The sequence below is a fragment of the Micromonospora citrea genome, from assembly GCF_900090315.1.
Classification (GTDB): domain Bacteria; phylum Actinomycetota; class Actinomycetes; order Mycobacteriales; family Micromonosporaceae; genus Micromonospora; species Micromonospora citrea.
In genome coordinates, this window is record NZ_FMHZ01000002.1 from 1,116,966 (window position 1) to 1,139,772 (window position 22,807).

Genomic DNA, 22,807 nt, shown 5'->3' on the forward strand with positions numbered 1-22,807 from the left:
CCCGTTGATCATGAAGTTGTCGCCCGTCACGTCGGCGTGTCACGACAACAACTTCATGATCAAGCGGCTGGGGGCGGGTCACTCGGCGGCCCGCAGGGCGGCGTGCAGCTCCTGCAGCGGGCGGACCTGCATGTCGCCGCGGATGCGGGCCTCGATGCCCATCACCGCCGCCGCCGCGCCCGGCACGGTGGTGATGCACGGGATGTCCGCCGTGACGGCGGCGCTGCGGATCTCGTACCCGTCGGAGCGGGCGCTGGCGCCCGAGCCCTGCGGGGTGTTGACGACCAGGGCGACGTCGCCGCCGAGGATCAGCGACACCGCGTCCTCGCCCGCGCCCGACTCGTAGTGCTTGCGGATCTGCTCGCACGCGATGCCGTGCCGGCGCAGCACCTCGGCCGTGCCGGTGGTGGCGACGATCTCGAAGCCGAGGTCGGCCAGGCGCTTGATCGGGAAGATCATGCCGCGCTTGTCCCGGTTGGCGACCGAGACGAAGATCTTTCCGGCGGTCGGCAGCGAGCCGTACGCGGCCGACTGCGACTTGGCGAAGGCGTGCCCGAAGGCCGTGTCGATGCCCATCACCTCGCCGGTGGACTTCATCTCCGGCCCGAGCAGCGAGTCCACGCCCTTGCCGGTCGGGGTGCGGAACCGCTTGAACGGCAGCACCGCCTCCTTCACCGCGATCGGGGCGCCGGCCGGCAGCGAGCCGCCGTCCCCCGTCGCCGGGAGCAGCCCCTCGGCGCGCAGCTCGGCGATGGTGGCGCCCAGCGCGATCCGGGCGGCCGCCTTCGCCAGCGGCACCGCCGTGGCCTTGGAGACGAACGGCACCGTCCGGGACGCGCGGGGGTTCGCCTCCAGCACGTAGAGCACGTCGTCCTTCAGCGCGTACTGCACGTTGAGCAGGCCACGCACGCCGACGCCCCGGGCGATCGCCTCGGTGTAGCGGCGGACCTCGGCCAGGTGCGAGCCCGCGAGGGTGATCGGCGGCAGCGAGCAGGACGAGTCGCCGGAGTGGATGCCGGCCTCCTCGATGTGCTCCATCACCCCGCCGAGGTAGACCTCGCCGTCGGCGTCGCAGAGCGCGTCCACGTCGATCTCGATCGCGTCGTCGAGGAAGCGGTCGACCAGCACCGGGTGGTCCGGGGAGATGTCGGTGGCCCGGCCGATGTAGTCGCGCAGCGTGGCGTCGTCGTAGACGATCTCCATGCCCCGGCCGCCCAGCACGTACGACGGCCGCACCAGCACCGGGTAGCCGATCTCGTCGGCGATCGCCTTCGCCTCGTCGTACGACGTCGCCGTGCCGTGCGCCGGGGCGCGCAGCCCGGCCCGGGCCAGCACCGCCCCGAACGCGCCCCGCTCCTCGGCCAGGTGGATCGACTCCGGGGAGGTGCCGACGACCGGCACGCCCGCGTCCTTGAGCCGCTGCGCCAGACCCAGCGGGGTCTGCCCGCCGAGCTGCACGATCACCCCGACCACGCCCGGCCCGCCGGCCGCCCTGCCGGAGGTGTCCTCGGCGTGCCAGACCTCCAGCACGTCCTCGAAGGTGAGCGGCTCGAAGTAGAGCCGGTCGGCCGTGTCGTAGTCGGTGGATACCGTCTCCGGGTTGCAGTTGACCATCACCGTCTCGAAGCCGGCGCCCGCGGCACCGGACCCGGCGGCGGTGCCCGTCGGCGCGCTGCGCAGCGCCTGGACCGCGTGCACGCAGGAGTAGTCGAACTCGATGCCCTGCCCGATCCGGTTCGGCCCCGAGCCGAGGATGATCACCTTCGGCCGGTCCGACCCGACGACCTCCGTCTCGGAGTCGTAGGAGGAGTAGTGGTAGGGCGTGGTCGCCTCGAACTCGGCGGCGCAGGTGTCCACGGTCTTGTAGACCGGGCGGACGCCCAGACGGTGCCGCAGCGTGCGCACGCCGTCCTCGGCGGCCAGCTCCGGGCGCAGCGCGGCCAGCTGCCGGTCCGACAGGCCGGCCCGCTTCGCCCGACGCAGCAGGTCCGCGTCGAGCACCGGGGCGGCCACGATCTCGGCGCGCAGCTCGACGAGGGCGGCGATCTGGTCCAGGAACCAGGGGTCGATCCCGCCGGACGCGGCGGTCACCTCGGCGATCGACGCGCCCAGGCGCAGCGCCCGCTCGACGGTGTAGAGCCGGCCGTCGTGCGGCATCCGCAGCGCGGCGAGGGTGTTCTCCTTCGTCGCGCCCTCCGGGTCGGGGACGGTCCAGAAACCAGATGATTTGGTTTCCATCGAGCGCATCGCCTTGTTCAGCGCCTCGGTGAAGTTCCGGCCCAGGCTCATCGCCTCGCCGACGGATTTCATCGTGGTGGTCAGCTCCGGGTCCGCGCCCGGGAACTTCTCGAACGCGAACCGGGGGATCTTCACCACCACGTAGTCCAGGGTCGGCTCGAACGCCGCCGGGGTCTTGCGCGTGATGTCGTTGGGGATCTCGTCGAGGGTGTAGCCGATCGCCAGCTTGGCGGCGATCTTCGCGATCGGGAAGCCGGTGGCCTTCGACGCCAGCGCCGACGACCGGGACACCCGGGGGTTCATCTCGATCACGACGATCCGGCCGTCGGCCGGGTTGACCGCGAACTGGATGTTGCAGCCGCCGGTGTCCACGCCGACCTCGCGCAGCACCGCGATGCCCAGGTCGCGCAGCCGCTGGTACTCCCGGTCGGTGAGCGTCATGGCCGGGGCGACGGTGACGCTGTCGCCGGTGTGCACGCCCATCGGGTCCACGTTCTCGATCGAGCAGACGACCACCACGTTGTCGTGCCGGTCGCGCATGAGTTCGAGCTCGTACTCCTTCCAGCCGAGCACGCTCTCCTCGATCAGCACCTCGTGCACGGGGCTGGCGGCCAGCCCGTCGCCGGCGATGCGGGCCAGGTCCTCGGGGGTGTGCGCCATGCCGGAGCCGAGGCCGCCCATCGTGAACGACGGCCGGATCACCACCGGCAGGCCCAGCTCGGCGACCGTGGCCTCGACCTCCGCCATCGAGTGGCAGACCCGGGAGCGGGGCACCAGGCCCGCCGGGTCGTCGATCCCCAGGCGTACGCCGGCCTTGGCGACGATGTCCTTGAACAGCTGCCGGTCCTCGCCGCGGTTGATCGCCTCGATGTTGGCGCCGATCAGCTCCACGCCGTACTTCTCCAGCACGCCCGCCTCGTGCAGGGCGACGGCGGTGTTCAGCGCCGTCTGCCCGCCGAGGGTGGGCAGGATCGCGTCGGGGCGCTCCTTGGCGATGACCAGCTCGACGAACTCCGGGGTGATCGGCTCGACGTACGTGGCGTCGGCGAACTCCGGGTCCGTCATGATCGTCGCCGGGTTGGAGTTGACCAGGCTGACCCGGATTCCCTCGCTGCGCAGGACCCGGCAGGCCTGGGTGCCGGAGTAGTCGAACTCGCAGGCCTGCCCGATCACGATCGGCCCGGAGCCGATGACCAGGATGTGCTTGAGATCGGTCCGCTTAGGCATGTGTGCGCCCCTCGCTGTGGTTGCGGCCCTCGATGAGCTCGGCGAAGCGGTCGAAGAGGTAGTCCGCGTCGTGCGGCCCGGCCGCCGCCTCCGGGTGGTACTGGACGGTGAAGGCGGGCACGTCCTTCGCCCGCAGCCCCTCGACCACGTTGTCATTGAGGCAGACGTGCGACACCTGGACGCCGCCGAACTCGGTCTCGATCACCTGGTCGGGTACGACGGCACCGTGCCGTGCCCCCGGGACCTCGACGGCGAAGCCGTGGTTGTGGCTGGTCACCTCGACCTTGCCGGTGACCCGGTCGAGCACCGGCTGGTTGATGCCGCGGTGGCCGTAGCCGAGCTTGTAGGTGCCGAAGCCCAGCGCCCGGCCGAGGATCTGGCTGCCGAAGCAGATGCCGAACAGCGGCACCTTCCGGCGCAGCACCTCGCGGGCCAGCGCCACCGGCGCGTCGGCGGTGGCCGGGTCGCCCGGGCCGGGCGAGAGGAAGACCGCGTCCGCGCCGGTGGCGAGCAGGTCGTCGATGGTGGAGCCGGCGGGCAGCACGTGGGTGGTGACGCCCCGCGCGGCCAGCCGGCGCGGCACGTTGCGCTTGATGCCCAGGTCCAGCGCGGCCACCGTGAAGCGGTGCTCGCCCTCGGCGGTCACCACGTACGGCTCGGCGGTGGTCACCTCGGCGGAGAGGTCCGCGCCGACCATCTCCGGGGACTGCCGCACCCGGGCCAGCAGCGCCCGGGGGTCGGTCTCGACGCTGGAGATGCCGACCCGCATCGCGCCGCGCTCGCGCAGGTGCCGGGTCAGCGCCCGGGTGTCCACGCCGCTGACGCCGACGACGCCCTCGGCGGCCAGCCGGTCCTCCAGCCCGCCGGTGGCCCGCCAGTTCGAGCCGATCCGGGCCGGGTCGCGCACCACGTAGCCGGCGACCCAGATCCGGGACGACTCGTCGTCCTCGGCGTTGACGCCGGTGTTGCCGATGTGCGGGGCGGTCTGCACCACCACCTGACGGTGGTAGGAGGGGTCGGTCAGCGTCTCCTGGTAGCCGGTCATGCCGGTGTTGAAGACCGCCTCGCCGAAGGTCTCCCCGACGGCGCCGTACGCCTCGCCGTGGAACGTGCGCCCGTCCTCGAGCACGAGGATCGCGGGCCTTCGCTTGCTGGTCACTTGACCGCCTTTCCGTCCAGGACCGTCGGCTCGCCGCGCAGGAAGGTCGCCACGATGCGACCCGGCAGCGTCATGCGGGCGTACGGGGTGTTGCGGCTACGACTGGCCAGCTCCGCCGGCTCGATGGTGCGACGGGCGGCCGGGTCGACCAGGGTCAGGTTGGCCGGCACGCCGGGCGCCGGGTCGAGGCCGTGCCCCTCCAGGCCGGCGATGCGGGCCGGGGTGCGCGACATCCGCTCGGCGATCAGGTCCCACTCTGGGCCGAGCACGTCGAGGGCGATCGACAGCGCCGTCTCCAGGCCGAGCATGCCCGGCCGGGCGTACGCCCACTCGCACTCCTTGTCCTCCACGGCGTGCGGGGCGTGGTCGGTGGCGACGACGTCGATCACGCCCTCGACCAGGGCGGCCCGCAGCGCGGCGATGTCGGTCGCGGTGCGCAGCGGCGGGTTGACCTTGAAGACCGGGTCGTAGCTCGCCGCCCGCTCGTCGGTGAGCAGCAGGTGGTGCGGGGTCACCTCGGCGGTGACCCGGACGCCCCGGGCCTTGGCCTGACGCAGCACCTCGACGCTGCCGGCGGTGGAGACGTGGCAGACGTGCAGCCGGCTGCCGACGTGCTCGGCCAGCAGCACGTCGCGGGCGATGATCGCCTCCTCGGCGACCGCCGGCCAGCCGGTCAGGCCGAGCCGGGTCGACACCTCGCCCTCGTGCATCTGCGCGCCCTCGGTCAGCCGGGGCTCCTCGGCGTGCTGGGCGATGATCCCGTCGAACGCCTTCACGTACTCCAGGGCCCGGCGCATCAGCTTCGGATCGGCGACGCAGTGCCCGTCGTCGGAGAAGATCCGCACCCGGGCCGCCGAGTCGGCCATCGCGCCCAGCTCGGCGAGCTGCTCTCCGGCCAGGCCGACGGTGACCGCGCCGATCGGCTGCACGTCCACCAGTCCGGCCTCCCGGCCGAGCCGCCAGACCTGCTCGACCACGCCGGCGGTGTCGGCGACCGGCGAGGTGTTGGCCATCGCGCAGACGGCGGTGTAGCCGCCGAGCGCCGCCGCCCGGGATCCGGACTCGACGGTCTCGGCGTCCTCCCGGCCCGGCTCGCGCAGGTGGGTGTGCAGGTCGACCAGGCCGGGCAGGGCGACCAGCCCGGTGCCGTCGATCACGGTGGCGTCCGGGTCGCTCAGCCCGGCACCGGTGTCCGCGACGACGCCGTCGCGGAGCAGCAGGTCGGTCGGCGCGGCGCCGACGACACTCACGTTCCTGATCAGGTACGAGCTCACCGGTTGTTCCCTCCGAGCAGCAGGTAGAGGACGGCCATCCGCACGGAGACCCCGTTGGCGACCTGTTCGACGATGGTGGAGCGGGGCGAGTCGGCGACCTCGGGCGTGATCTCCATCCCCCGGTTCATCGGGCCGGGGTGCATGACGATCGCGTGCTCGGGCAGCCGACGCATCCGCGGGCCGTCCAGGCCGTAGCGGCGGGCGTACTCGCGGGCGGAGGGGAAGTAGGAGTCGTTCATCCGCTCGCGCTGCACCCGCAGCATCATCACCACGTCCGACTGCGGCAGCACCGCGTCGAGGTCGTAGGAGACGTCGGTGCCGGGCGCGAGGGCCTGCGCGATGTGGACGGGGATCAGCGTCGGCGGCCCGACCAGCGTCACCTTGGCGCCGAGCGTGGACAGCAGCAGCACGTTGGAGCGGGCCACCCGGCTGTGCAGGACGTCCCCGACCACCGCGACCGACAGGCCGGCCAGCCGCCCCAGCCGGGAGCGCATCGTGTACGCGTCGAGCAGCGCCTGGGTCGGATGCTCGTGGGTGCCGTCGCCCGCGTTGACCACCGAGCCGTCGACCCAGTCGGCGAGCCGGTGCGGGGCGCCCGAGGCGGGGTGCCGGACGACCACCGCGTCGGCCCCCATCGCCTGCAGGGTCAGCGCGGTGTCCTTGAGGCTCTCGCCCTTGGCCACGCTGGAGCCCTTGGCCGAGAAGTTGATCACGTCGGCGCTGAGCCGCTTCGCCGCGGCCTCGAACGAGATCCGGGTGCGGGTGGAGTCCTCGTAGAAGAGGTTGACCACGGTGCGTCCGCGCAGCGCGGGCAGCTTCTTGACCTCCCGGCCGGCGACGGTGGCCATCTCCGCGGCGGTGTCCAGGATCTGGGTTGCCGTGGCGGCGTCGAGGTCGGCGCCGGAGAGCAGGTGCCGGATCATGAGGGGGTCCCCCCGTACAGCTTGACCTCGTCGGCGCCGTCGGTCTCCGCGAGGGTGACCTTGACGCTCTCCACGAGGGAGGTCGGGATGTTCTTGCCGACGTAGTCGGCGCGGATCGGCAGCTCGCGGTGCCCGCGGTCGACGAGGACGGCGAGTTGCACGGAGGCCGGGCGCCCGACGTCGTTGAGCGCGTCGAGCGCCGCCCGGACGGTGCGGCCGGAGAAGAGCACGTCGTCGACGAGGATGACCCGCTTGCCGTCGATGCCGCCGGGCGGCACCTGGGTCGGTCCGACCGCACGGGTGGCGTGCCGGCGCAGGTCGTCGCGGTAGAGGGTGATGTCCAGCACGCCGACCGGGACGGTCACGTCCTCGAAGGTGCTGATCCGGGCGGCGAGCCGCCTCGCGAGGGGGGCGCCCCGGGTGGGGATGCCCAGCAGCACCGTGTTCGCGGCGCCCTGGGTCTTCTCCAGGATCTGGTGGGCGATGCGGTCGACCACGCGCTGGACGTCGGCGCTGGCGAGGATCACCTTCACCGAGGGTTGTCGCGGCGGCGACGACTGGGCAGCAGGTGGGTAGGCCACGGCGGACCTCCTTCCCCGCCTCACGGGACGGGTCGTTAAAGGACGTCGGATGCCGGCGCCGGACCGCGAGCGGCCCGGACCGGGGCTTCCCGCCACGTTACCAGTGGTCACCGCACCGACCGCCGCCGGCCACTGACCCCCTGGTCAGCCCGGCGAAATGGGGACAACTCCCCCGGTGATCCCAACGGTAAGGTCACGACCACTTGACCAGTTGTGCCAATCCCCGTACCGTCACGCTCCGTAGCGATCGCTGGGAGAACCCCGAGCAGCACTGGGAGTGTCCGAATGCCCTCTGAATATGCCAAGTCTCTGGGCGCCCGCCTGCGCTCCATCCGCCAGCAGCAGGGCCTGTCCCTGCAGGGCGTGGAGGAGAAGTCGAACGGGCGGTGGAAGGCGGTGGTGGTCGGTTCGTACGAGCGCGGCGACCGCGCCGTCACCGTGTCGCGCCTGGCCGAGCTGGCCGACTTCTACCGCGTTCCCGTCTCGGAGCTGCTGCCCGACGGCAGTGGGGTTCGCCACGAGCCGACCAGCAAGATCGTGCTGGACCTGGAGCGGCTCTACGACGAGGCCTCCGAGGACCTCGCCTACGTCGCCCGCTACGCCCGGGCCATCCAGCAGCAGCGCGGTGACTACAACGGGCGCGTGCTCTCCATCCGCGCCGACGACCTGCGGGCCCTCGCGATCGTCTACGACGCCTCGCCGTCCGGCCTGATCGAGCGGCTCACCGAGCACGGTGTGCTGGTCGCCGACCCGCGGGCGTTCTTCGCCTCCTGAGGCTCGACGACGAGAAGGGCCCGTGCCGGTCGGCACGGGCCCTTCTGTCGTTCGTGTCACACGCTCTGCCGACGGTGACGTGCGCGTCAGCGGGTGGCGTACTCGGCGATGCGGCCGAGGATGCCGTTGAGGAAGCGCGGCGAGTCGTCGGTCGACATCTGCCGGGCCAGCTCGACGGCCTCGCTGATCGCCACCGCGTCGTCGATCTCGTCGACGTAGAGCAGCTCGTAGACCGCGATGCGGGCCAGGTTGCGGTCGACCACCGGCATCCGGTCGAGCGTCCAGCCCTCGGCGTAGCTGGCGATCACCTCGTCGATCCGGTCGAGGTGGGCGGCCACCCCCTCGACCAGGCTCACCGCGTATCCCAGGTGCTCGGGGCGGGGCTTCTCGATGCGCTCGATATAGCCGGCGAGCACCTCGACGGGCGGGCGGTCCCGCAGGTCGGCCTCGAAGAGCACGTCCAGCGCCCGCTTGCGCGCCTTGCGGCGCGCCGGCATCTGCTGCTTGGGACCCTCGGCCATCAGGCGCGGCCGAGGTAACGGCCGTCGCGGGTGTCGACCTTGATCTTCTCGCCGGTGGTGATGAAGAGCGGGACCTGGACGGTCGCGCCGGTCTCGACGGTGGCCGGCTTGTTGCCGCCGGTCGACCGGTCGCCCTGCAGACCGGGCTCGGTGTAGGTGACCTCCAGCACGACGCTGGTCGGCAGCTCGATGTAGAGCGGCACGCCCTCGTGGGTGGCCACGGTCGCCTCGGCCTCCGGCAGCAGGTAGTTCGCCGCCTCGCCGACCGTGCCGCCGGGCACGGTGATCTGGTCGAACGTCTCCAGATCCATGAAGACGTAGTCCTCGCCGTCGGCGTAGAGGTACTGCATCGTGCGCTTGTCGACGGTCGCTGTCTCGACCTTGGTGCCCGCGTTGAAGGTCTTGTCGACCACCTTGCCGGACAGCACGTTCTTCAGCGTGGTACGCACGAACGCACCACCCTTACCAGGCTTGACGTGCTGGAACTCGACGACGGCCCAGAGCTCTCCGTCGAGGTTGAGTACCAGGCCGTTCTTCAGGTCGTTGGTGGTGGCCATTTCCTGCCTTGATCATCAATTGGCGGACAGACCTGGAAAGTCTACTAGTTGCGCCGAGCACCGCTGCCCGCCGCTGCCCGCCGCTTTGCGCAGATACCGGTCACCACCCCGCCGGCCGACCGGCCCGACCGCTACTCAGCGCACGCGCCCCCGCCCGTCGGGGAGAACCCCCGCGCGCCCTTTGCTCTGCACCCACGGAGGCACCGCTCACCCTCTGTGACGCACATCGCACACCGGCGCCTCGCGGCCGAAAAAGAAGACGCAGATCACAGGGCCGGTGCGTATCGGGGTGCAGAGCAAAGCGTCCGCGAGCCTTTCGGCCGCCGTCCGGAACGCAGCCACGGAGCGTGACAAGCGCGGAGGTTACTTTCTGTAACGCGCGCTCGCGGTCGCCCGGCTAGCTGCTTACCTGCTCGCCCGGTCCCCCGGCCGCAAGGTCGCCCGGTCCCCCAGCCGCAGGATCGCCCGGTCCCGGCCGCAGGATCGCCCGGTCCCGGCCGCAGAATCGCCCGGGTCCCCGGCCCTCGGGCCCTCGGCCCCCCGGTCACCAGATGGCCTGGTTGCCCGCCAACTTCCTCTCCGCCCACCGGCCCGGTCCGGCCCTGTCGGCGCCGGGCGTCGGCGGCCGGGCGGGGCGAGGGTTCGCCCGCGCCGTCAGCCGCTTCGGGCGGCCAGGTGGTGCAGGGCCAGGCGGTAGCCGTCGACGCCGAGCCCGCAGATCACGCCGGTCGCCACGGCGGAGACCACCGAGTGGTGCCGGAACTCCTCCCGGGCGTGGATGTTGGAGATGTGCACCTCGACCAGCGGCCCGCGCAGCATCGCGCAGGCGTCGCGGACCGCGTACGAGTAGTGCGACCAGGCCGCCGGGTTGAGCACCACGGCCGCGCCCTCGTCGGCGGCGGCGTGCAACCAACCCAACAGCTCGTGCTCGGCGTCGGTCTGCCGGACCGTGACGTCCAGTCCCAGCTCCCGCCCCGTCGCCTCGCAGAGCGCCACCAGGTCGGCGTGGCTGGTCGCCCCGTAGACGTCCGGCTGCCGGGTGCCGAGCCGGCCGAGGTTCGGGCCGTTGAGCACGTACACCCTCATGCCGCGACCTCGCGGAAGGCCGCCTCCAGCAGCTCGTCCTCCGGGCCTTCGAGGATCGCCGGGCGGGCGAGCCCTTCCAGCACCACGAAGCGGAGCTGGTTGCCCCGGGCCTTCTTGTCGACCCGCATCGTGGCCAGCAGCTGCGGCCAGGCGTCGCCCGGGTAGCTGGTGGGCAGGCCCAGCGCCGCCGTCACGGTGCGGTGGCGCTCGGCGGTGGCGGCGTCCAGCCGGCCGGCGAGGCGGGCCAGCTCACCCGCGTAGACCATGCCGACGGAGACCGCGTGCCCGTGCCGCCAGCGGTAGCCCTCCACCTTCTCGATGGCGTGGGCGAGGGTGTGGCCGTAGTTGAGCACCTCACGCACGCCCGACTCGCGCAGGTCGCCGGAGACCACGTCGGCCTTGACCCGGACCGCCCGCTCGATCAGCTCGCGGGTCACCGGACCGGCCGGGTCGGTGGCCGCCGCCGGGTCCCGTTCCACCAGGCCGAGGATCGCCGGGTCGGCGATGAACCCGCACTTGACCACCTCGGCCAGGCCGGCGGCGAGGTCGGCCGGGGGCAGGCTGTCCAGGGTCGCCAGGTCGGCCAGCACCCCGACCGGCGGGTGGAACGCGCCCACCAGGTTCTTCCCCGCCGAGGTGTTGATCCCGGTCTTGCCGCCCACCGCGGCGTCGACCATGCCCAGCAGCGACGTCGCCACCGGCACCCAGCGCACGCCGCGCAGCCAGGAGGCCGCCACGAATCCGGCCAGGTCGGTCACCGCGCCGCCGCCGACCCCCACCACCGCGTCGGAGCGGGTGAATCCGGCCTCGCCCAGCCGGTCCCAGCAGGCCGCGGCGACGTCGATGTGCTTGCCCGCCTCGGCGTCCGGCACCTCGATCGGCAGCGGGGCGGCGCCGGCCGCCCGCAGCCGGCCGCCGATCGCGTCGGCCAACTCCTTCAGCGGGGGCGCGTGCAGCACCGCCACCCGGGTCGCGCCCGGCAGCAGCCCGGGCAGCGTGTCGAGCAGGTCGCGTCCCACCAGCACGTCGTACGGGCGCTCGCCGCCGACCGGGATCCGGGTCACCTCGTCCATCGCCGGCAGCCTAGTCCAGCCGCCCCCCGGCCGACCGCGGTTGTCCACGTGGTGGCCACACCGGCACACCCCGGATCCGTCGCCGAGCGGCGGCGCGCCGCCGGCGTCCCGGTCAGCCCGGCGTACGCCCGGCCCAGTCGGCCAGCCGGCGGGCGTGCTCGGCGACGGCGGCGCGCAGCGCGTCGGGGTGCCGCACGGTGAACGGCCACCCCAGCCCGGCCAGCAGTCGGGCCATGCCGTCCAGGTTCTCGGCGCGGGCACGCAACAGCACCCCGCCGGCGTCGGCCGACAACTCCGCCACGCTCGGCGGGATGCGACGGCGGGCGGTCGCCAGGTCCACCTCCAGCACCACCTCGACCTCGTGGGCGTACGGCACGCCGGCCAGCGAGCGGGTCACGTGGGCCACCGGGTCGAACCCGTCGGGCACGGTGAAGGTCTCCTCCCCCGTCTCCACCGCGTCGATCCGGTCGAGCCGGAACGTGCGCACCTCCCCGCGCAGGTGGTCGTGCCCGGTGACGTACCACCGGCCGGCGTGGAAGACCAGGCCGTACGGGTCGAGTCCCCGCCGGGTGGCCGTGCCGGACCAGGACCGGTAGTCCAGGCGCACCCGCCGCCGGTGCCGCGCCGCCGCCCCGAGGGTGAGCAGCGTCCCGGTGGCCGGGCGGGCCTCCGTCGCGGAGCGACGCAGCGTGAAGCCGAGGTGCTCCTGCACGGCGGCCAGCCGGTCGCCCAGCGCGGGCGGGAGCACCCGGCGGATCTTGGCCAGCGCGGTGGCCGTGGCCGGCTCCTCGGTGCCCAGCCCGAGCCGCTCGGCGGCGGCCAGGCCGAGCAGCACCGCCACCGCCTCGTCGTCGGTGAGCATCAGCGGTGGCAGCTTGTAGCCGGGGCGCAGCCGGTAGCCGCCGTGGCGGCCCCGCTCGGCGGCCACCGGGATGCCCAGGTCGGCCAGGGTTGCCGCGTAGCGCCGCACGGTGCGCTCGTCGACGCCCAGCCGGCGGGCCAACTCGGCCCCCGTGAGCCGGTGGTGGCTCTGGAGCAGCTCCAGCATCCCGAGCACCCGGGCGGCGGGATGTGACACGGCGCACTCCTGAAAAGCGGGCGGAAACCGTCCGGATTCGATCGTACGGTATTCCGGAGCAACGACAGAGGGAGATCGCAGATGGCGACGTTCGTGCTGGTTCCGGGGTTCTGGCTGGGTGGCTGGGCGTGGCGGGAGGTCACCTCCGCGCTGCGCGAACGGGGGCACGAGGTGCACCCGGTGACGCTGACCGGGGTGGCCGAGCGCGCCCACCTCGCCGGTCCCGAGGTGGGGCTGGAGACGCACACCACCGACATCGTCCGGCTGATCGAGATGGAGGACCTGCACGACGTGGTGCTGGTCGGGCACTCCGGGGGCGGGCTGCCGGTGACCCAGGCGGCGGACCGCGTCCCGGACCGGATCGCCCGGGTGGTCTACGTGGAGAGCGGGCCGATGCCGGACGGCATGTCGCAGTTCGACAGCAACCCGCCGGAGGAGCAGGAGCGGCTGCGCGCCCGGATCGGCGACGGGCACCTGTTGCCCCCGCCCGCCTGGGACCCGGCCGAGGACCCGGAGAACCTGGCCGGCCTGGATCCCGCCGCGCTCGAACTGCTGCGGCGGCGGACCACGCCCCACCCGCTGCGCGCCGCCACCGACCCCGTGCGCCGCACCGGCGGTCGCACGGTGCCGACCGCGCTGGTGGCCAGCACCTTCCCGCTCGAGGTGGTGGAGGGCATGATCGCCCAGGGGCACCCGTTCTTCGCCGGCCTGGCCGGCGGCCAGTTGCACGCGCTGCCCACCGGGCACTGGCCGATGCTCAGCGAGCCGAAGAGGCTGGCCGACGTCCTCGACCGCATCGCGGGAAGCTGACCGACGCGGTCGGCCGGCCGCTCCGGGCGGCGCACCAGCTGACGTGCGGCGCCGCTGCCGGCCCGGCGGGCAGCGGCGTGGTCGGCCGCGCGGGCCGCGCGGCGAGGTCGTGACCGGCCGGCGCTCAGCGCTTCAGCAGCGCCGCGATCTCGGCGGCGATCTCCTGCGGGGCCCGCCCGTCGGTGGTCACCGTCGCGGTGGCCACCTCGGCGTAGAGGGGTCGACGCTGGTCCAGCAGGTGCTTCAGCGTGGCCCGCGGGTTGAGCGCCAGCAGCGGCCGGCCCGCGCCCAGCCCGACCCGCCGCACCGCGTCGGACAGCTCGACGGAGAGATGGACCACGGGGTGCCCGACCAGGGCGGCGCGGTTCTCCTCGGCGAGGACCGCGCCCCCGCCGAGGGCGAGCACCCCGTCGCAGGAGGCCAGCGCCGCCGCCACCGCGGCCCGTTCGAGGGTACGGAAGTGCTCCTCGCCCTCGTCGATGAAGATCTCGGAGATCGGCTTGCCGGCCAGCCGCACGATGTCCAGGTCGGTGTCGCGGAACTCCACCCCGAGCAGGTCGGCGAGCGCCTGCCCGACCGTGGTCTTGCCGGAGCCCGGCGCCCCGACCAGTACGCAGACCGGCGCCATCAGCGGCACCGCCCGCCGCCCGCCCGGACCGCCCGCTGTCGGGCGCTCACCGGATCACCAGCGCGTCGAGGTAGCCGGCCAGGTTGCGGCGGATCTCGACGACCGAGTCGCCGCCGAACTTCTCGGTGGCGGCCTCGGCCAGCACCAGCGCCACCATGGCCTCGGCCACGACGGCGGCGGCGGGCACCGCGCAGACGTCGGAACGCTGGTTGATCGCGGTGGCCGGCTCGCCGGTGGTGACGTCCACGGTGGACAGGGCCCGGTTCAGCGACGAGATCGGCTTCATCGCGGCCTTGACCCGCAGCGGCTCGCCGGTGGTGATGCCGCCCTCCAGCCCGCCGGCCCGGTCGGTGACCCGGCGCACACCCGTGGCGGTGGGGATGATCTCGTCGTGCGCCTCCGAGCCCCGGGTACGCGCCTGCTGCCAGCCGTCCCCGATCTCGACGCCCTTGATGGCCTGGATGGACATCAGCGCGGTGGCGAGCCGGGCGTCGAGCTTGCGGTCCCACTGCACGTGGCTGCCCAGGCCCGGCGGCACCCCGTACGCCAGCACCTCGACCACGCCGCCCAGGGTGTCGGCGGCCTTCTTCGCGGCGTCGACCTCGGCGACCATCCGGGCGCTGGCCTCGGGGTCGAGGCAGCGCAGCGGGTCGGCGTCGATGCGATCGGCGTCGGCCGGCGCCGGGCGCAGCCCGGGCTTGGCGGCGACCGGGCCCAGCTCGACCACGTGGGAGACGATCTCGATGCCGAGGGCCTGCCGGAGCAGCGCCTTGGCCACCGTGCCCACCGCGACCCGGGCGGCGGTCTCCCGGGCGCTGGCCCGCTCCAGGATGGGCCGGGCGTCGGTGTGGCCGTATTTCTGCATGCCGGCCAGGTCGGCGTGGCCCGGGCGGGGCCGGGTCAGCGGCGCGTTGCGCGCCTGCCCGGCCAGCTCGTCGGGGTCGACCGGGTCGGCGGCCATCACGGTGCGCCACTTCGGCCACTCGGAGTTGCCGACCCGGATCGCGACCGGGCTGCCGATGGTCACCCCGTGCCGGAGCCCGCCGATGATCTCGACCTCGTCCTGCTCGAACGACATCCGGGCGCCCCGGCCGTAGCCGAGCCGGCGCCGGGCCAGCTCGCCCGCGATCTCCCCGGTGGTCACCTCGACACCGGCGGGCACGCCCTCCAGCATCGCCACGAGGGCGGGCCCGTGCGATTCCCCTGCAGTCAACCAGCGCAACACAGCGGTCAGTCTGTCACGCCCGGTGGCCGCCGCCGTGCGGTCCCCGCCGCGTCCCGCCCTGCGGACGCCGCCGTCCGCCGGCCGGCCGGCGGGCCGGCGGGCCGGAATCCGGGTGCCGGATCCCGGGTCGCCCGCCCGTCCTCAGATGCCCCGGCCGCGCCTGTGCAGGGTGCGCAGCACCGCGTCGGCGCGGACCATCCGCCCGGCCACCGCGAGGGCGAGGTAGGCCCTCGGCTCGCGCGGGTTGCGCCGGATGGTGTGCCGGGCCCAGCGCATCGCGCCCCGCCGGTCACCGGACGCGGCCCGCGCGAAGGCGATCTGACCGGTGACCCGCGCCTCGCCGGCCGGCTGGGTGCCGAACTCGGGGTAGCGCTCCAGCAGCCACTGCAACGCCTCCGAGATGGTGTCCCAGCGCTGCGCGAAGTAGGAGCGCTTGTGCCAGCGCACCAGCACGTACGGCGTGCGGTGGTTGACCAGCGGCGCGCTGCGGGCGGCCCGGAGCAGGAACTCGTAGTCCTCCGCGTAGCTGCCGGGGATCTCCTCGTCGACCAGCCCGAACCCGTCGCGCAGCGCGGCGGCGCGGATCAGGAAGGTGGACGGGTGCAGCTCGGTCATCCGGTCGCGCAGCAGGTCGGCCAGGGTGACCGCGTCCATGGGCAGCACCCGGTCGACGGTGTGCCCGTCGTAGCTGACCCGGATGCCGCAGCAGACGAACTCCGCGTCGGGCGCGGCGGCGAGCGCCTCGACCTGGGCGCGCAGCTTGCCGGGCAGCCACTCGTCGTCGTCGTCGCAGAACGCGACCAGCTCTCCGGTGGCCGCCAGGATGCCCGAGTTGCGGGCGCCGGCCAGGCCCGGGGTGCGGGTGTTGCGGATGACCCGCACCGACCGGTCCGGGCGGGACAGCTCGGCCAGCGAGGCGTCGGGCTCGGACCGGTCGTGGACGACCACCACCTCGACCGGGCCGGGGTGCTCCTGGTCGAGGACGGCGCGCACGGCGGCCCGCAGCAACTCCGGGCGGTCCCGGGTCGGCACCACCACACTGACGCTCGGGTGCTCGCTCATCGCCGCTCTCCGTTCCGGCCCGGCCGCGCCCACGGCCGCCACCTCGTCCGCTGCCGCCGTCCGGTCGACGCGGCCACCAGTTCCTCCACGATCCGTCCCACCTGCTCCACGGCGGCCCGGCGCGCCTCGGCGGCCCCCCGGTCGGCCGCCACGGCGAACCGGGACGGGTCGGCCAGCCCCGCGTCGAGCGCCGCGAACAGCTCCTCCCGGGTCTCGGCCAGCGCCACCATGCCCGCCGCGCCCAGCCGGCGGGCGAAGAGTTGCTGGTGGTCGTCGACGTGCTCGCCCCGCGCCGGGTCGCGGGGCACCACGATCGGCAGGCGACCGTGCCGGCGGGCCTCCAGGATGGTGGCCGGCCCACCGTGGCAGACGACCAGGTCGGCCTCGGCCATGGCGGCCTGGAGCGCGTCGTGGCCGAGGAACGGCACCGCCCCCGGCACGCCGGCCGCCGGCGTGTGCCCGTGTTGGACGGTCGATGCGACGTCGGTGCCGCGACGCCACTCCGCGAGCCAGCCGACCAGCCGGGTGAAGGGGTGCTTGTCGGTGCCGACGGCGACGAGCAGCCGCAGCCGGGCGACGTCGGCGTCGCGAGGGCGGGGCACCCGGTTGACCTGCGACGGGCGGGACCGGCCGGGTGCGAGCCGGTGCGCGGGGGCGGGGGCGGTGCTCTCGGCGTTCACAGCAGGGTCCCCACGACGGTGGCCTCCGGGTACTGGCGGCGCTGCTCCTCCCACTGCACGAGCATCGCGGACAGGAACGGGCGGCAGAGCCGGGCGGTCAGGGTCGGGGTGTCGATGCGGTCGTACACCTCGATGTAGACGGTCGGGACGCGCCGCAGCCGGGCGAGCACCACGAACGGAACGGCGACCCCGGCCCCGGTGGTCACCACGGCGGCGACCCGGCGCGAGCGCAGCACCCGCCAGGCGAGTACGGCGTTGCGCAGCAGGTTCGGCACGTTGCGGGTGGTCGGGTGGTGCGCCGGGACGAGTTCCTCCCCGGCGAGCAGCGAGACGGCCTCGGGCGTGTCGAAGGTGACCCAGCACCGGTGCCAGCGTTCGTACCAGGGCCGCAGGGCGAGCAGTTGGGCCAGGTGGCCGCCGCTGGACCCCACCAGGAGCAGGACGCCGGGATCACGGGCGTCCTCGATTGTCGTTTCCACGCGACTCCCCACACGTGCGCTTGGAGTTTCGGTCGGCGCCACCCGACAGCAGATCACAGGTCCGGCGGCCGTCGGAACAGGCGACCGGGCCGCGAGCCGATCTCCGCGGGTGGCGGAACGGGTGCGCCGCGCCGCCGTCGGCCACCGACGGTCGTCACGACCAGGAGTTTCCGCGTCACCGTCCGAAGCGGACCTTGACGCTCGATCTCGCCGGATCGGGCGGATCAGCCGCTATGTCGTTTCTCGACGACGTCCAACAGGGCGGGATGCAGCGCCGCGTTCCAGCCCGCGCCCGCATCGGCGAGCCGCCAGGTGCGCAGCCACATCTCCAGCAGGTAGCCGTCGGCCACCAGCCGGCGCGCCGCCGGATCGAGCCCCAGCCCGGCACCGTGCCGGTCGAGGTGGGCGTCGACGGCCCGCGCCGCCGTCGCCGCCGGCTCGCCGCGCAGCACCAGGGCGCGCTGGAACGCGTCGTGCGCCAGGTCGAAACCGAGCGGCACGTCCGGCCCGCTGTGCTCCCAGTCCCAGGCGACCAGCCCGTCGGCGTGCACGCCGAGGTTCCACGGCACCCAGTCGCCGTGCCAGTGCCCGAACTCGACGGTCGTGTCGCCGTGCCGGCGGGCCAGCGCGGCCACGGCGGCGACGGCCCGGGCCCCGTCGGGCGTGCCGGCGGCGGCGCGCTCCGCCTCGGCGACCAGCCGGGCCAGGAAGGCCGACCCGGCCAGCGGGCGCGGCGGCGCCGGCGGCCTGCCCCGGCGGGCCACCGCGAGCAACGCCGCCAGCCGCGGCGGATCGTCGGCCGGCACCCCCCGCACGTCCGACGGCAACGGCTCGACCAGCGCGATCACCTGCCCCGCCACGGCCACCTCGGCCAGCAGCCGGGGCGCCGCCGGATGGTCGGGCGTGCCGGCCACCCGAGGCAGCTCGCGCAGCGCCGCCGCCTCCGTGGACACCAGCGCCCGGGTGGCGCCGTTCCAGCCGATCTTCGCGTAGCCGAGAGGGCGGCCGGCCGGGTCGAACAGTTGCAGGGTCGGCTTGTGGTTCGGGTCCGGCGGCCGGACACCGCAGGCCGCGTGTACCGCCGGCCCACCGGCCAGCCGGCGCGCCAGCAGCACCTCGTCGGCGGCGAGACCGCCGGGCAGCCACACCGTCAGCCGTGGGAACGGGGCCAGGTCGAGGGCGCCGACCCGGGCGAGCCCGCCGAGCACGGCCCGCACCGCACGGACCTTCGGCGGGCGCAGCGCGTTGTACGCCAGCAGCGAGGCGGCCGTGGCCCGGGGCGCGCCGAGCGGCAGCAGGAACCGGGCCCGGGCGACCGACGGGACGACCGCGTACCGGGCGGCTGCGCGGTGGCCGGGCGGCGGTGGGCCGCCCACGGTCAGCGCGATCCGCTCGTCGCCGAACACCGCCCGGGTGACCCAGCCCAGCCCGTCCGCCCGGGACCGGGGGTCGGCCGGCGCGGCGACCCGCGCCGTCACGCGGCCCGGTCCGGCCAGTCGAGGTCCAGCCCCAGCCGCTGCCGCAGCGCGTCGTTGTACGGGCGGTAGTACTCGGTCAGCTCGGCGCGCACCGTCGGCTCCAGCGGGGCCGAGCGGCGGTCGTTGTAGACCTTGAAGTCGGGCAGGTCGTGCGGGGGCAGGCCAAGGAAGTCCAGGGTGCGGCGGTAGGTGGACCGGGCGTCGCGGTAGAGGTCCTCGCTGGGCAGGAAGAGGATCTGCGCCCGGTCGAACCGCTCCAGCCACGGCTCCAGATGCTCCAGGTAGCGGCCCCGGGCCCGGTAGGTGTACCAGTCGTACGGCTCGCTGAAGTACTCCGGCTCGGCGATCAGCCGCTCCCGCTCCCCCGCCGTGCGTTCCTCCTCGGCGGCGAGCGCGGCGGCGAAGTCGAGCGGCTCGATGCCGTGCGTGCGCCGCTCCTTCCAGTGCGAATACGCCCGCTCCACCGGGTCGCGCAGCAGCACGATCAGCCGCACCGACGGCATGAGGGCGGCGACCCGCTGCGCCGCGAGGGGGTGGAACATGTACAGCGGCGCGGCCTCGCCGACCCGCACCGGCCCGCCGTGCCGCCGCTGGAGCGCCTCCCGCTGCCGCTGCGTCGGGAAGTGCGACCGGTACCAGGCCTCGCCGCGCCGCCAGTGCTCCTCGAAGTAGTGCGCGGACTTGGTGTTCCACGCCGGAAAGAGCCGGGGCACCAGCGGGTGCTGGATGAGGTAGTTCCACAGCGACGTCGTGCCGCCCCGTTTGGTGCCGATGATGAGGAAGTCCGGCAGCGGCCGCCGGTCGCTGGTGCGCACCCCGTAGTCGACGAGGGACTCCTTCACCCGGTTCGTCACCTGGGTCGGGACGAGCTGCTTCACCCGGTCACGGATGGACGGCACGACGGACCTCACCTGCCCTTCGACTCCTCCGGGGCGGGCCCGGCGGCGGCCGGGGCCGCCTCCCGTCGCCCACGGATCTGCACCATGGTCACCCGGACGCGCGCCCGTACCACGGGCAACGTCAACAAGCCGACGCAGCCGGCGGCCAGCACGCCCACCGCCACCGCCAGCCCGCCGGTCCCCCGCCCGCCGGCCAGCACCCCGACCGTCGCCGCGATCCCGACCCCGGCGACGGTGGCCGCTCCCGCGCGCAGCATCGCCGCGTCGACCAGCGGCTGGCCGACCACGACCCGGGCGCAGCCGGCCGCGGTGAGGTTCTCGGTGGCGATGCCGGCCGCCCAGGCCAGCGCCGCCCCGGTCGCCCCGTGCGCGGGGATCAGCCACAGGCCCAGGGAGACGGTCACCAGCAGCCCGGCCAGCGTGGCCGCCAGGTGCAGGCCGCTGCGACCCCCCATCAGCAGCAGGCTCTGCACGTTGCCGACCCCGGTGTTGACCAGCATGGCCAGCGCGAGCACGGTCATCGCGGTGGCCCCGGCGGTGAACTCGGGCCCGAAGAGCTGGAGGAAGGCCAGGCCGAAGACGGCGAGCAGCAGGTAGACCGGCCACGACAGCACCAGCCCCCAGGTGGTCAACTGCCGGTGGACGGCGGCCGCCGCGCCCCGCTCCCCCCGCCCGAGCAGCCGGGACAGCTGCGGCGACACGGCCACCCGCAGCCCCTGCATGGCCAGCTGGCCGGCGAGGATGTAGCGACCGACGGCGCCGAACACGCCGGCGTCGGCCGGCCCGGCCAGCACCGAGGTGAGCAGCACGCCCACCCACATGTTGCCGGCGTCGATCGCCGCGGAGGCGGCCCGGGGCAGGGCGAACCGCCAGAAGGCCGACCAGTCGGCCCGTGCCGGCCGCAGCGCCGCGCCACGGCCGACGCCGAGCGGCCCCGCGACCAGTGTCAGGCAGGCCAGCAGGGCGAGCGCCGCCGGCACCAGCCAGCCGGCCATGCCGGCGAGCAGCCCTCCGCCGGCCAGCACCGCCGCGCCGACCAGCACCGGCCGCGCCACCGGCAGCAGGAAGAACTGCACCCCGACGTACGCCCGGATGGGGCGCACGCAGCGCAGCGCGGCGAGCAGCAGCGTCGTCGCCACCACCACCGGCACCGCGGCGAAGCTGACCGTCAGCAGGGCGGCGCCGCCGTCGCCGGAGTCGTCGAGCAGGCGCGGGGCGAGCGCGTCCGCGGCGAGCACCCCGGCCACGGCGACGACGACGGCGGTCAGCAGCGGCGGCAGCAGCGCCACCGGAAGCATCCGGGCGGCGTCGCCACCGGTGCCGCCGCGCCGGCGGGGCAGCGCCCACATCAGCCCGGTCTCGGCGCCGAGGGTGCAGACGGCGGTGGCGACGGTGACCACGCCGATCGCGGCGAAGAACGCGCCGGAGCCCGCCGTGCCGTAGCCGCGGGTGATGACGACCGCGAGCAGGAAGCCGAAGAGGCCGCTGGTGGCGGCGCCGACCAGGCCGGCGGCCCCGCTGCGGGCGCTGCGCCGCGTCTCGGCCGCGCCGTCGACCGGCCCGTCGCCGTCCCCGCTCCGGCCGACGGAGCCCGCCGGAGCACCGACGCCGGACGCGTCGACGGCGCCCGTGTGTGCGGCGCCGGCCGGGCCCCTGGCGCCCCTCGGGTCCCCGGCGCCGGTCGGAGGGCGGGTGGCGGCGGTCATGCCGGCACCGCCCGCGCGTCGAGCGGCCGGGGGCGGTGCGGGCGCAGCGCCGCCTCCCGCTCGGTGAGCGCCATCGCGAAGGCGACGGCGAAGAAGGCGACCGCGAGGTTCTGGTTGGCCATGCCGTAGAACGGGATCTGCACCAGGCAGACCACCGGCACCACGGACAGCCACTGCCCGGCCGCCGAGGTGGCCCGGGCGCAGATCAGCGCGGCGGCGACGAACCAGGCGAGGAAGCACAGCAGCGCCGGCACGCCGTGGCTGAACAGCACCATCCAGAGCTGCCCCTGGGTGCCGATGGGCGCCTGGGCGGTGACCGTGTCCACGTTGACGGGCGCGCCGTAGCCGAGCCACGGCGACTCCTTCACCCGGCGGATCACCTCGACGTAGAGGGAGAGCCGGTCGGTGTTCGTGTCGCTGGACTCGACGCGGTTGCCGATCAGCTCGGCGACGGGTATGAACAGGGTGGTGAGGCCGCCGACGACGACCACGCCGACGATCGACGCGGCCACCCGGACGTTGCCGCGCAGGGCGGCCCGGACGCCGAGCACCGCGAGCCCGGCGCCGATGCTGAGGAACATCGCGCGGTTCAGCGTGAGGAAGGCGGGCACGAGCGACAGCGGCAGCGACGCCAGCAGCGCCCAGCGCAGCACGCCGCGCCGACGCAGCATGGTGAAGGCCACCACGCAGGGCAGCGTCATCGCGTACGCGCTGCCGTAGTTGTTCGTGTACGCGAACGGCGCGGCCGGCCGGTAGATGGGGTTCAGCGACCGCTCGCTGTATTCCGCGGTGGTCAGGTGGACCATGTCGTGGATGAACGGGGTGCGGGCCACCGCGCCGGGGAGCAGCACCTCCATCGGGGTGGTCAGCGCGAACCGGGGCGTCAGCACGCCCAGCCAGCCCAGCGCGACCAGCGCGAACCAGAACGCGCAGAGCGGCACGAGCACGGCGACCAGGTCGGCACGTTCCCGGGCGACCGCGTAGACGTAGACGCCGACCACGAGCGCGGTCAGGTAGAAGGCGAGCCGCAGGGCGAAGGTCAGCACCGAGGCCGGCGACTGGAGCTGGGTGGCGCTGACCACGACGACGGCCAGGAAGAGCAGCCAGATCCCGGCGGCCGGCGGCAGCGGCACCCGCCCCCGGATGACCAGCAGCGCGAACAGCAGCGCGCCGAGCAGCGGCCAGCCGAGGTAGAACGCCCCGGTCAGCCACCACACGGGCACCAGGCCGAACATCGCGGCCAGCGGCCAGAGCGGCAGCCGGGGCGGGGCCGGCGGTCGCGGCGGCGGGGCGGCGGCGTACGGGCGCCCGCCGGGCTCGCTCGTGGCCGGCGCTCGGGTGAGCGGCAC

Annotated in this window: 21 protein-coding genes; 2 read left to right on the top strand and 19 right to left on the bottom strand. The window is 74.3% G+C overall.

Going from position 1 to position 22,807, the window contains the following annotated elements; translation table 11 throughout:
• Nucleotides 1-78: 78 nt before the first annotated feature.
• Genes carB through pyrR form a run of 5 tightly spaced genes read right to left on the bottom strand, consistent with a single transcriptional unit; the run spans nt 79 to nt 7,402 of the window.
• Nucleotides 79-3,465, bottom strand: a complete 3,387-nt coding sequence (carB, locus tag GA0070606_RS05280) for a carbamoyl-phosphate synthase large subunit (protein ID WP_091095572.1) — start codon at nt 3,463-3,465, stop codon at nt 79-81.
• Entirely contained in the window at nt 3,458-4,624 is a 1,167-nt protein-coding gene (carA, locus tag GA0070606_RS05285) for a glutamine-hydrolyzing carbamoyl-phosphate synthase small subunit (RefSeq protein ID WP_091095574.1), read from the bottom strand. Before carA ends, carB begins: the two co-directional genes overlap by 8 nt.
• Nucleotides 4,621-5,898, bottom strand: a complete 1,278-nt coding sequence (locus GA0070606_RS05290) for a dihydroorotase (protein ID WP_091095576.1) — start codon at nt 5,896-5,898, stop codon at nt 4,621-4,623. The genes carA and GA0070606_RS05290 overlap by 4 nt, the downstream gene beginning before the upstream one ends.
• Nucleotides 5,895-6,821 carry an aspartate carbamoyltransferase catalytic subunit gene (locus GA0070606_RS05295; RefSeq protein ID WP_091095578.1) on the bottom strand — a complete coding sequence of 309 codons (927 nt, stop codon included), beginning with the start codon at nt 6,819-6,821 and terminating at the stop codon, nt 5,895-5,897. Before GA0070606_RS05295 ends, GA0070606_RS05290 begins: the two co-directional genes overlap by 4 nt.
• Nucleotides 6,818-7,402, bottom strand: coding sequence for a bifunctional pyr operon transcriptional regulator/uracil phosphoribosyltransferase PyrR (pyrR, locus tag GA0070606_RS05300; protein ID WP_091095579.1), 585 nt, complete (start codon nt 7,400-7,402; stop codon nt 6,818-6,820). The genes GA0070606_RS05295 and pyrR overlap by 4 nt, the downstream gene beginning before the upstream one ends.
• 285 nt (nt 7,403-7,687) lie before the next feature.
• Here pyrR and bldD point away from each other — a divergent pair, with 285 nt between their 5' ends.
• Nucleotides 7,688-8,176, top strand: coding sequence for a transcriptional regulator BldD (bldD, locus tag GA0070606_RS05305; protein WP_013285505.1), 489 nt, complete (start codon nt 7,688-7,690; stop codon nt 8,174-8,176).
• An 86-nt stretch (nt 8,177-8,262) separates the two neighbouring features.
• Here bldD and nusB read toward each other — a convergent pair whose 3' ends face one another.
• The 5 genes from nusB to GA0070606_RS05330 all read right to left on the bottom strand — a co-directional run bounded on the left by nusB (nt 8,263) and on the right by GA0070606_RS05330 (nt 12,491).
• Entirely contained in the window at nt 8,263-8,673 is a 411-nt protein-coding gene (gene nusB / locus GA0070606_RS05310) for a transcription antitermination factor NusB (protein ID WP_176737511.1), read from the bottom strand.
• Nucleotides 8,674-8,696: 23 nt separating this feature from the next.
• A complete protein-coding gene (efp, locus tag GA0070606_RS05315; RefSeq protein WP_091095583.1) occupies nt 8,697-9,254 on the bottom strand; it encodes an elongation factor P in 558 nt (185 codons plus the stop codon).
• A gap of 654 nt (nt 9,255-9,908) precedes the next feature.
• Complete coding sequence (gene aroQ / locus GA0070606_RS05320) at nt 9,909-10,340, bottom strand: type II 3-dehydroquinate dehydratase (protein ID WP_091095585.1); 432 nt, start codon at nt 10,338-10,340, stop codon at nt 9,909-9,911.
• Nucleotides 10,337-11,413, bottom strand: a complete 1,077-nt coding sequence (gene aroB / locus GA0070606_RS05325; protein WP_091095587.1) for a 3-dehydroquinate synthase — start codon at nt 11,411-11,413, stop codon at nt 10,337-10,339. The genes aroQ and aroB overlap by 4 nt, the downstream gene beginning before the upstream one ends.
• A gap of 112 nt (nt 11,414-11,525) precedes the next feature.
• Nucleotides 11,526-12,491, bottom strand: a complete 966-nt coding sequence (locus GA0070606_RS05330) for a helix-turn-helix transcriptional regulator (protein ID WP_091095589.1) — start codon at nt 12,489-12,491, stop codon at nt 11,526-11,528.
• Between the two features lie 81 nt (nt 12,492-12,572).
• Here GA0070606_RS05330 and GA0070606_RS05335 point away from each other — a divergent pair, with 81 nt between their 5' ends.
• Nucleotides 12,573-13,301: an alpha/beta fold hydrolase gene (locus GA0070606_RS05335; RefSeq protein ID WP_091095591.1), complete on the top strand. Its 729-nt coding sequence runs from the start codon at nt 12,573-12,575 to the stop codon at nt 13,299-13,301.
• Nucleotides 13,302-13,425: 124 nt separating this feature from the next.
• On the opposite strand, the gene GA0070606_RS05340 is transcribed toward GA0070606_RS05335, so the two are convergent.
• The 9 genes from GA0070606_RS05340 to GA0070606_RS05380 all read right to left on the bottom strand — a co-directional run bounded on the left by GA0070606_RS05340 (nt 13,426) and on the right by GA0070606_RS05380 (nt 22,807).
• Complete coding sequence (locus GA0070606_RS05340) at nt 13,426-13,929, bottom strand: shikimate kinase (protein WP_091107324.1); 504 nt, start codon at nt 13,927-13,929, stop codon at nt 13,426-13,428.
• A gap of 46 nt (nt 13,930-13,975) precedes the next feature.
• Nucleotides 13,976-15,154, bottom strand: coding sequence for a chorismate synthase (aroC, locus tag GA0070606_RS05345; protein WP_091095592.1), 1,179 nt, complete (start codon nt 15,152-15,154; stop codon nt 13,976-13,978).
• A gap of 141 nt (nt 15,155-15,295) precedes the next feature.
• Nucleotides 15,296-16,216, bottom strand: a complete 921-nt coding sequence (locus GA0070606_RS05350) for a glycosyltransferase family 2 protein (RefSeq protein WP_091107326.1) — start codon at nt 16,214-16,216, stop codon at nt 15,296-15,298.
• On the bottom strand, nt 16,213-16,779 hold the full coding sequence (locus tag GA0070606_RS05355) for a glycosyltransferase (RefSeq protein WP_091107329.1): 567 nt from the start codon (nt 16,777-16,779) through the stop codon (nt 16,213-16,215). Before GA0070606_RS05355 ends, GA0070606_RS05350 begins: the two co-directional genes overlap by 4 nt.
• A gap of 113 nt (nt 16,780-16,892) precedes the next feature.
• On the bottom strand, nt 16,893-17,375 hold the full coding sequence (locus GA0070606_RS05360; protein WP_091095594.1) for a glycosyltransferase family 28 protein: 483 nt from the start codon (nt 17,373-17,375) through the stop codon (nt 16,893-16,895).
• A 224-nt stretch (nt 17,376-17,599) separates the two neighbouring features.
• Nucleotides 17,600-18,853, bottom strand: coding sequence for a hypothetical protein (locus GA0070606_RS05365; RefSeq protein WP_091095596.1), 1,254 nt, complete (start codon nt 18,851-18,853; stop codon nt 17,600-17,602).
• Nucleotides 18,850-19,752: a sulfotransferase domain-containing protein gene (locus tag GA0070606_RS05370; protein ID WP_091107331.1), complete on the bottom strand. Its 903-nt coding sequence runs from the start codon at nt 19,750-19,752 to the stop codon at nt 18,850-18,852. Before GA0070606_RS05370 ends, GA0070606_RS05365 begins: the two co-directional genes overlap by 4 nt.
• Nucleotides 19,753-19,760: 8 nt before the next feature.
• The gene (locus GA0070606_RS05375; RefSeq protein ID WP_091095597.1) at nt 19,761-21,458 is read right to left on the bottom strand and encodes a lipopolysaccharide biosynthesis protein; all 1,698 of its coding nucleotides are present in this window, start codon (nt 21,456-21,458) and stop codon (nt 19,761-19,763) included.
• A complete protein-coding gene (locus GA0070606_RS05380) occupies nt 21,455-22,807 on the bottom strand; it encodes an O-antigen ligase family protein (RefSeq protein ID WP_091095599.1) in 1,353 nt (450 codons plus the stop codon). Before GA0070606_RS05380 ends, GA0070606_RS05375 begins: the two co-directional genes overlap by 4 nt.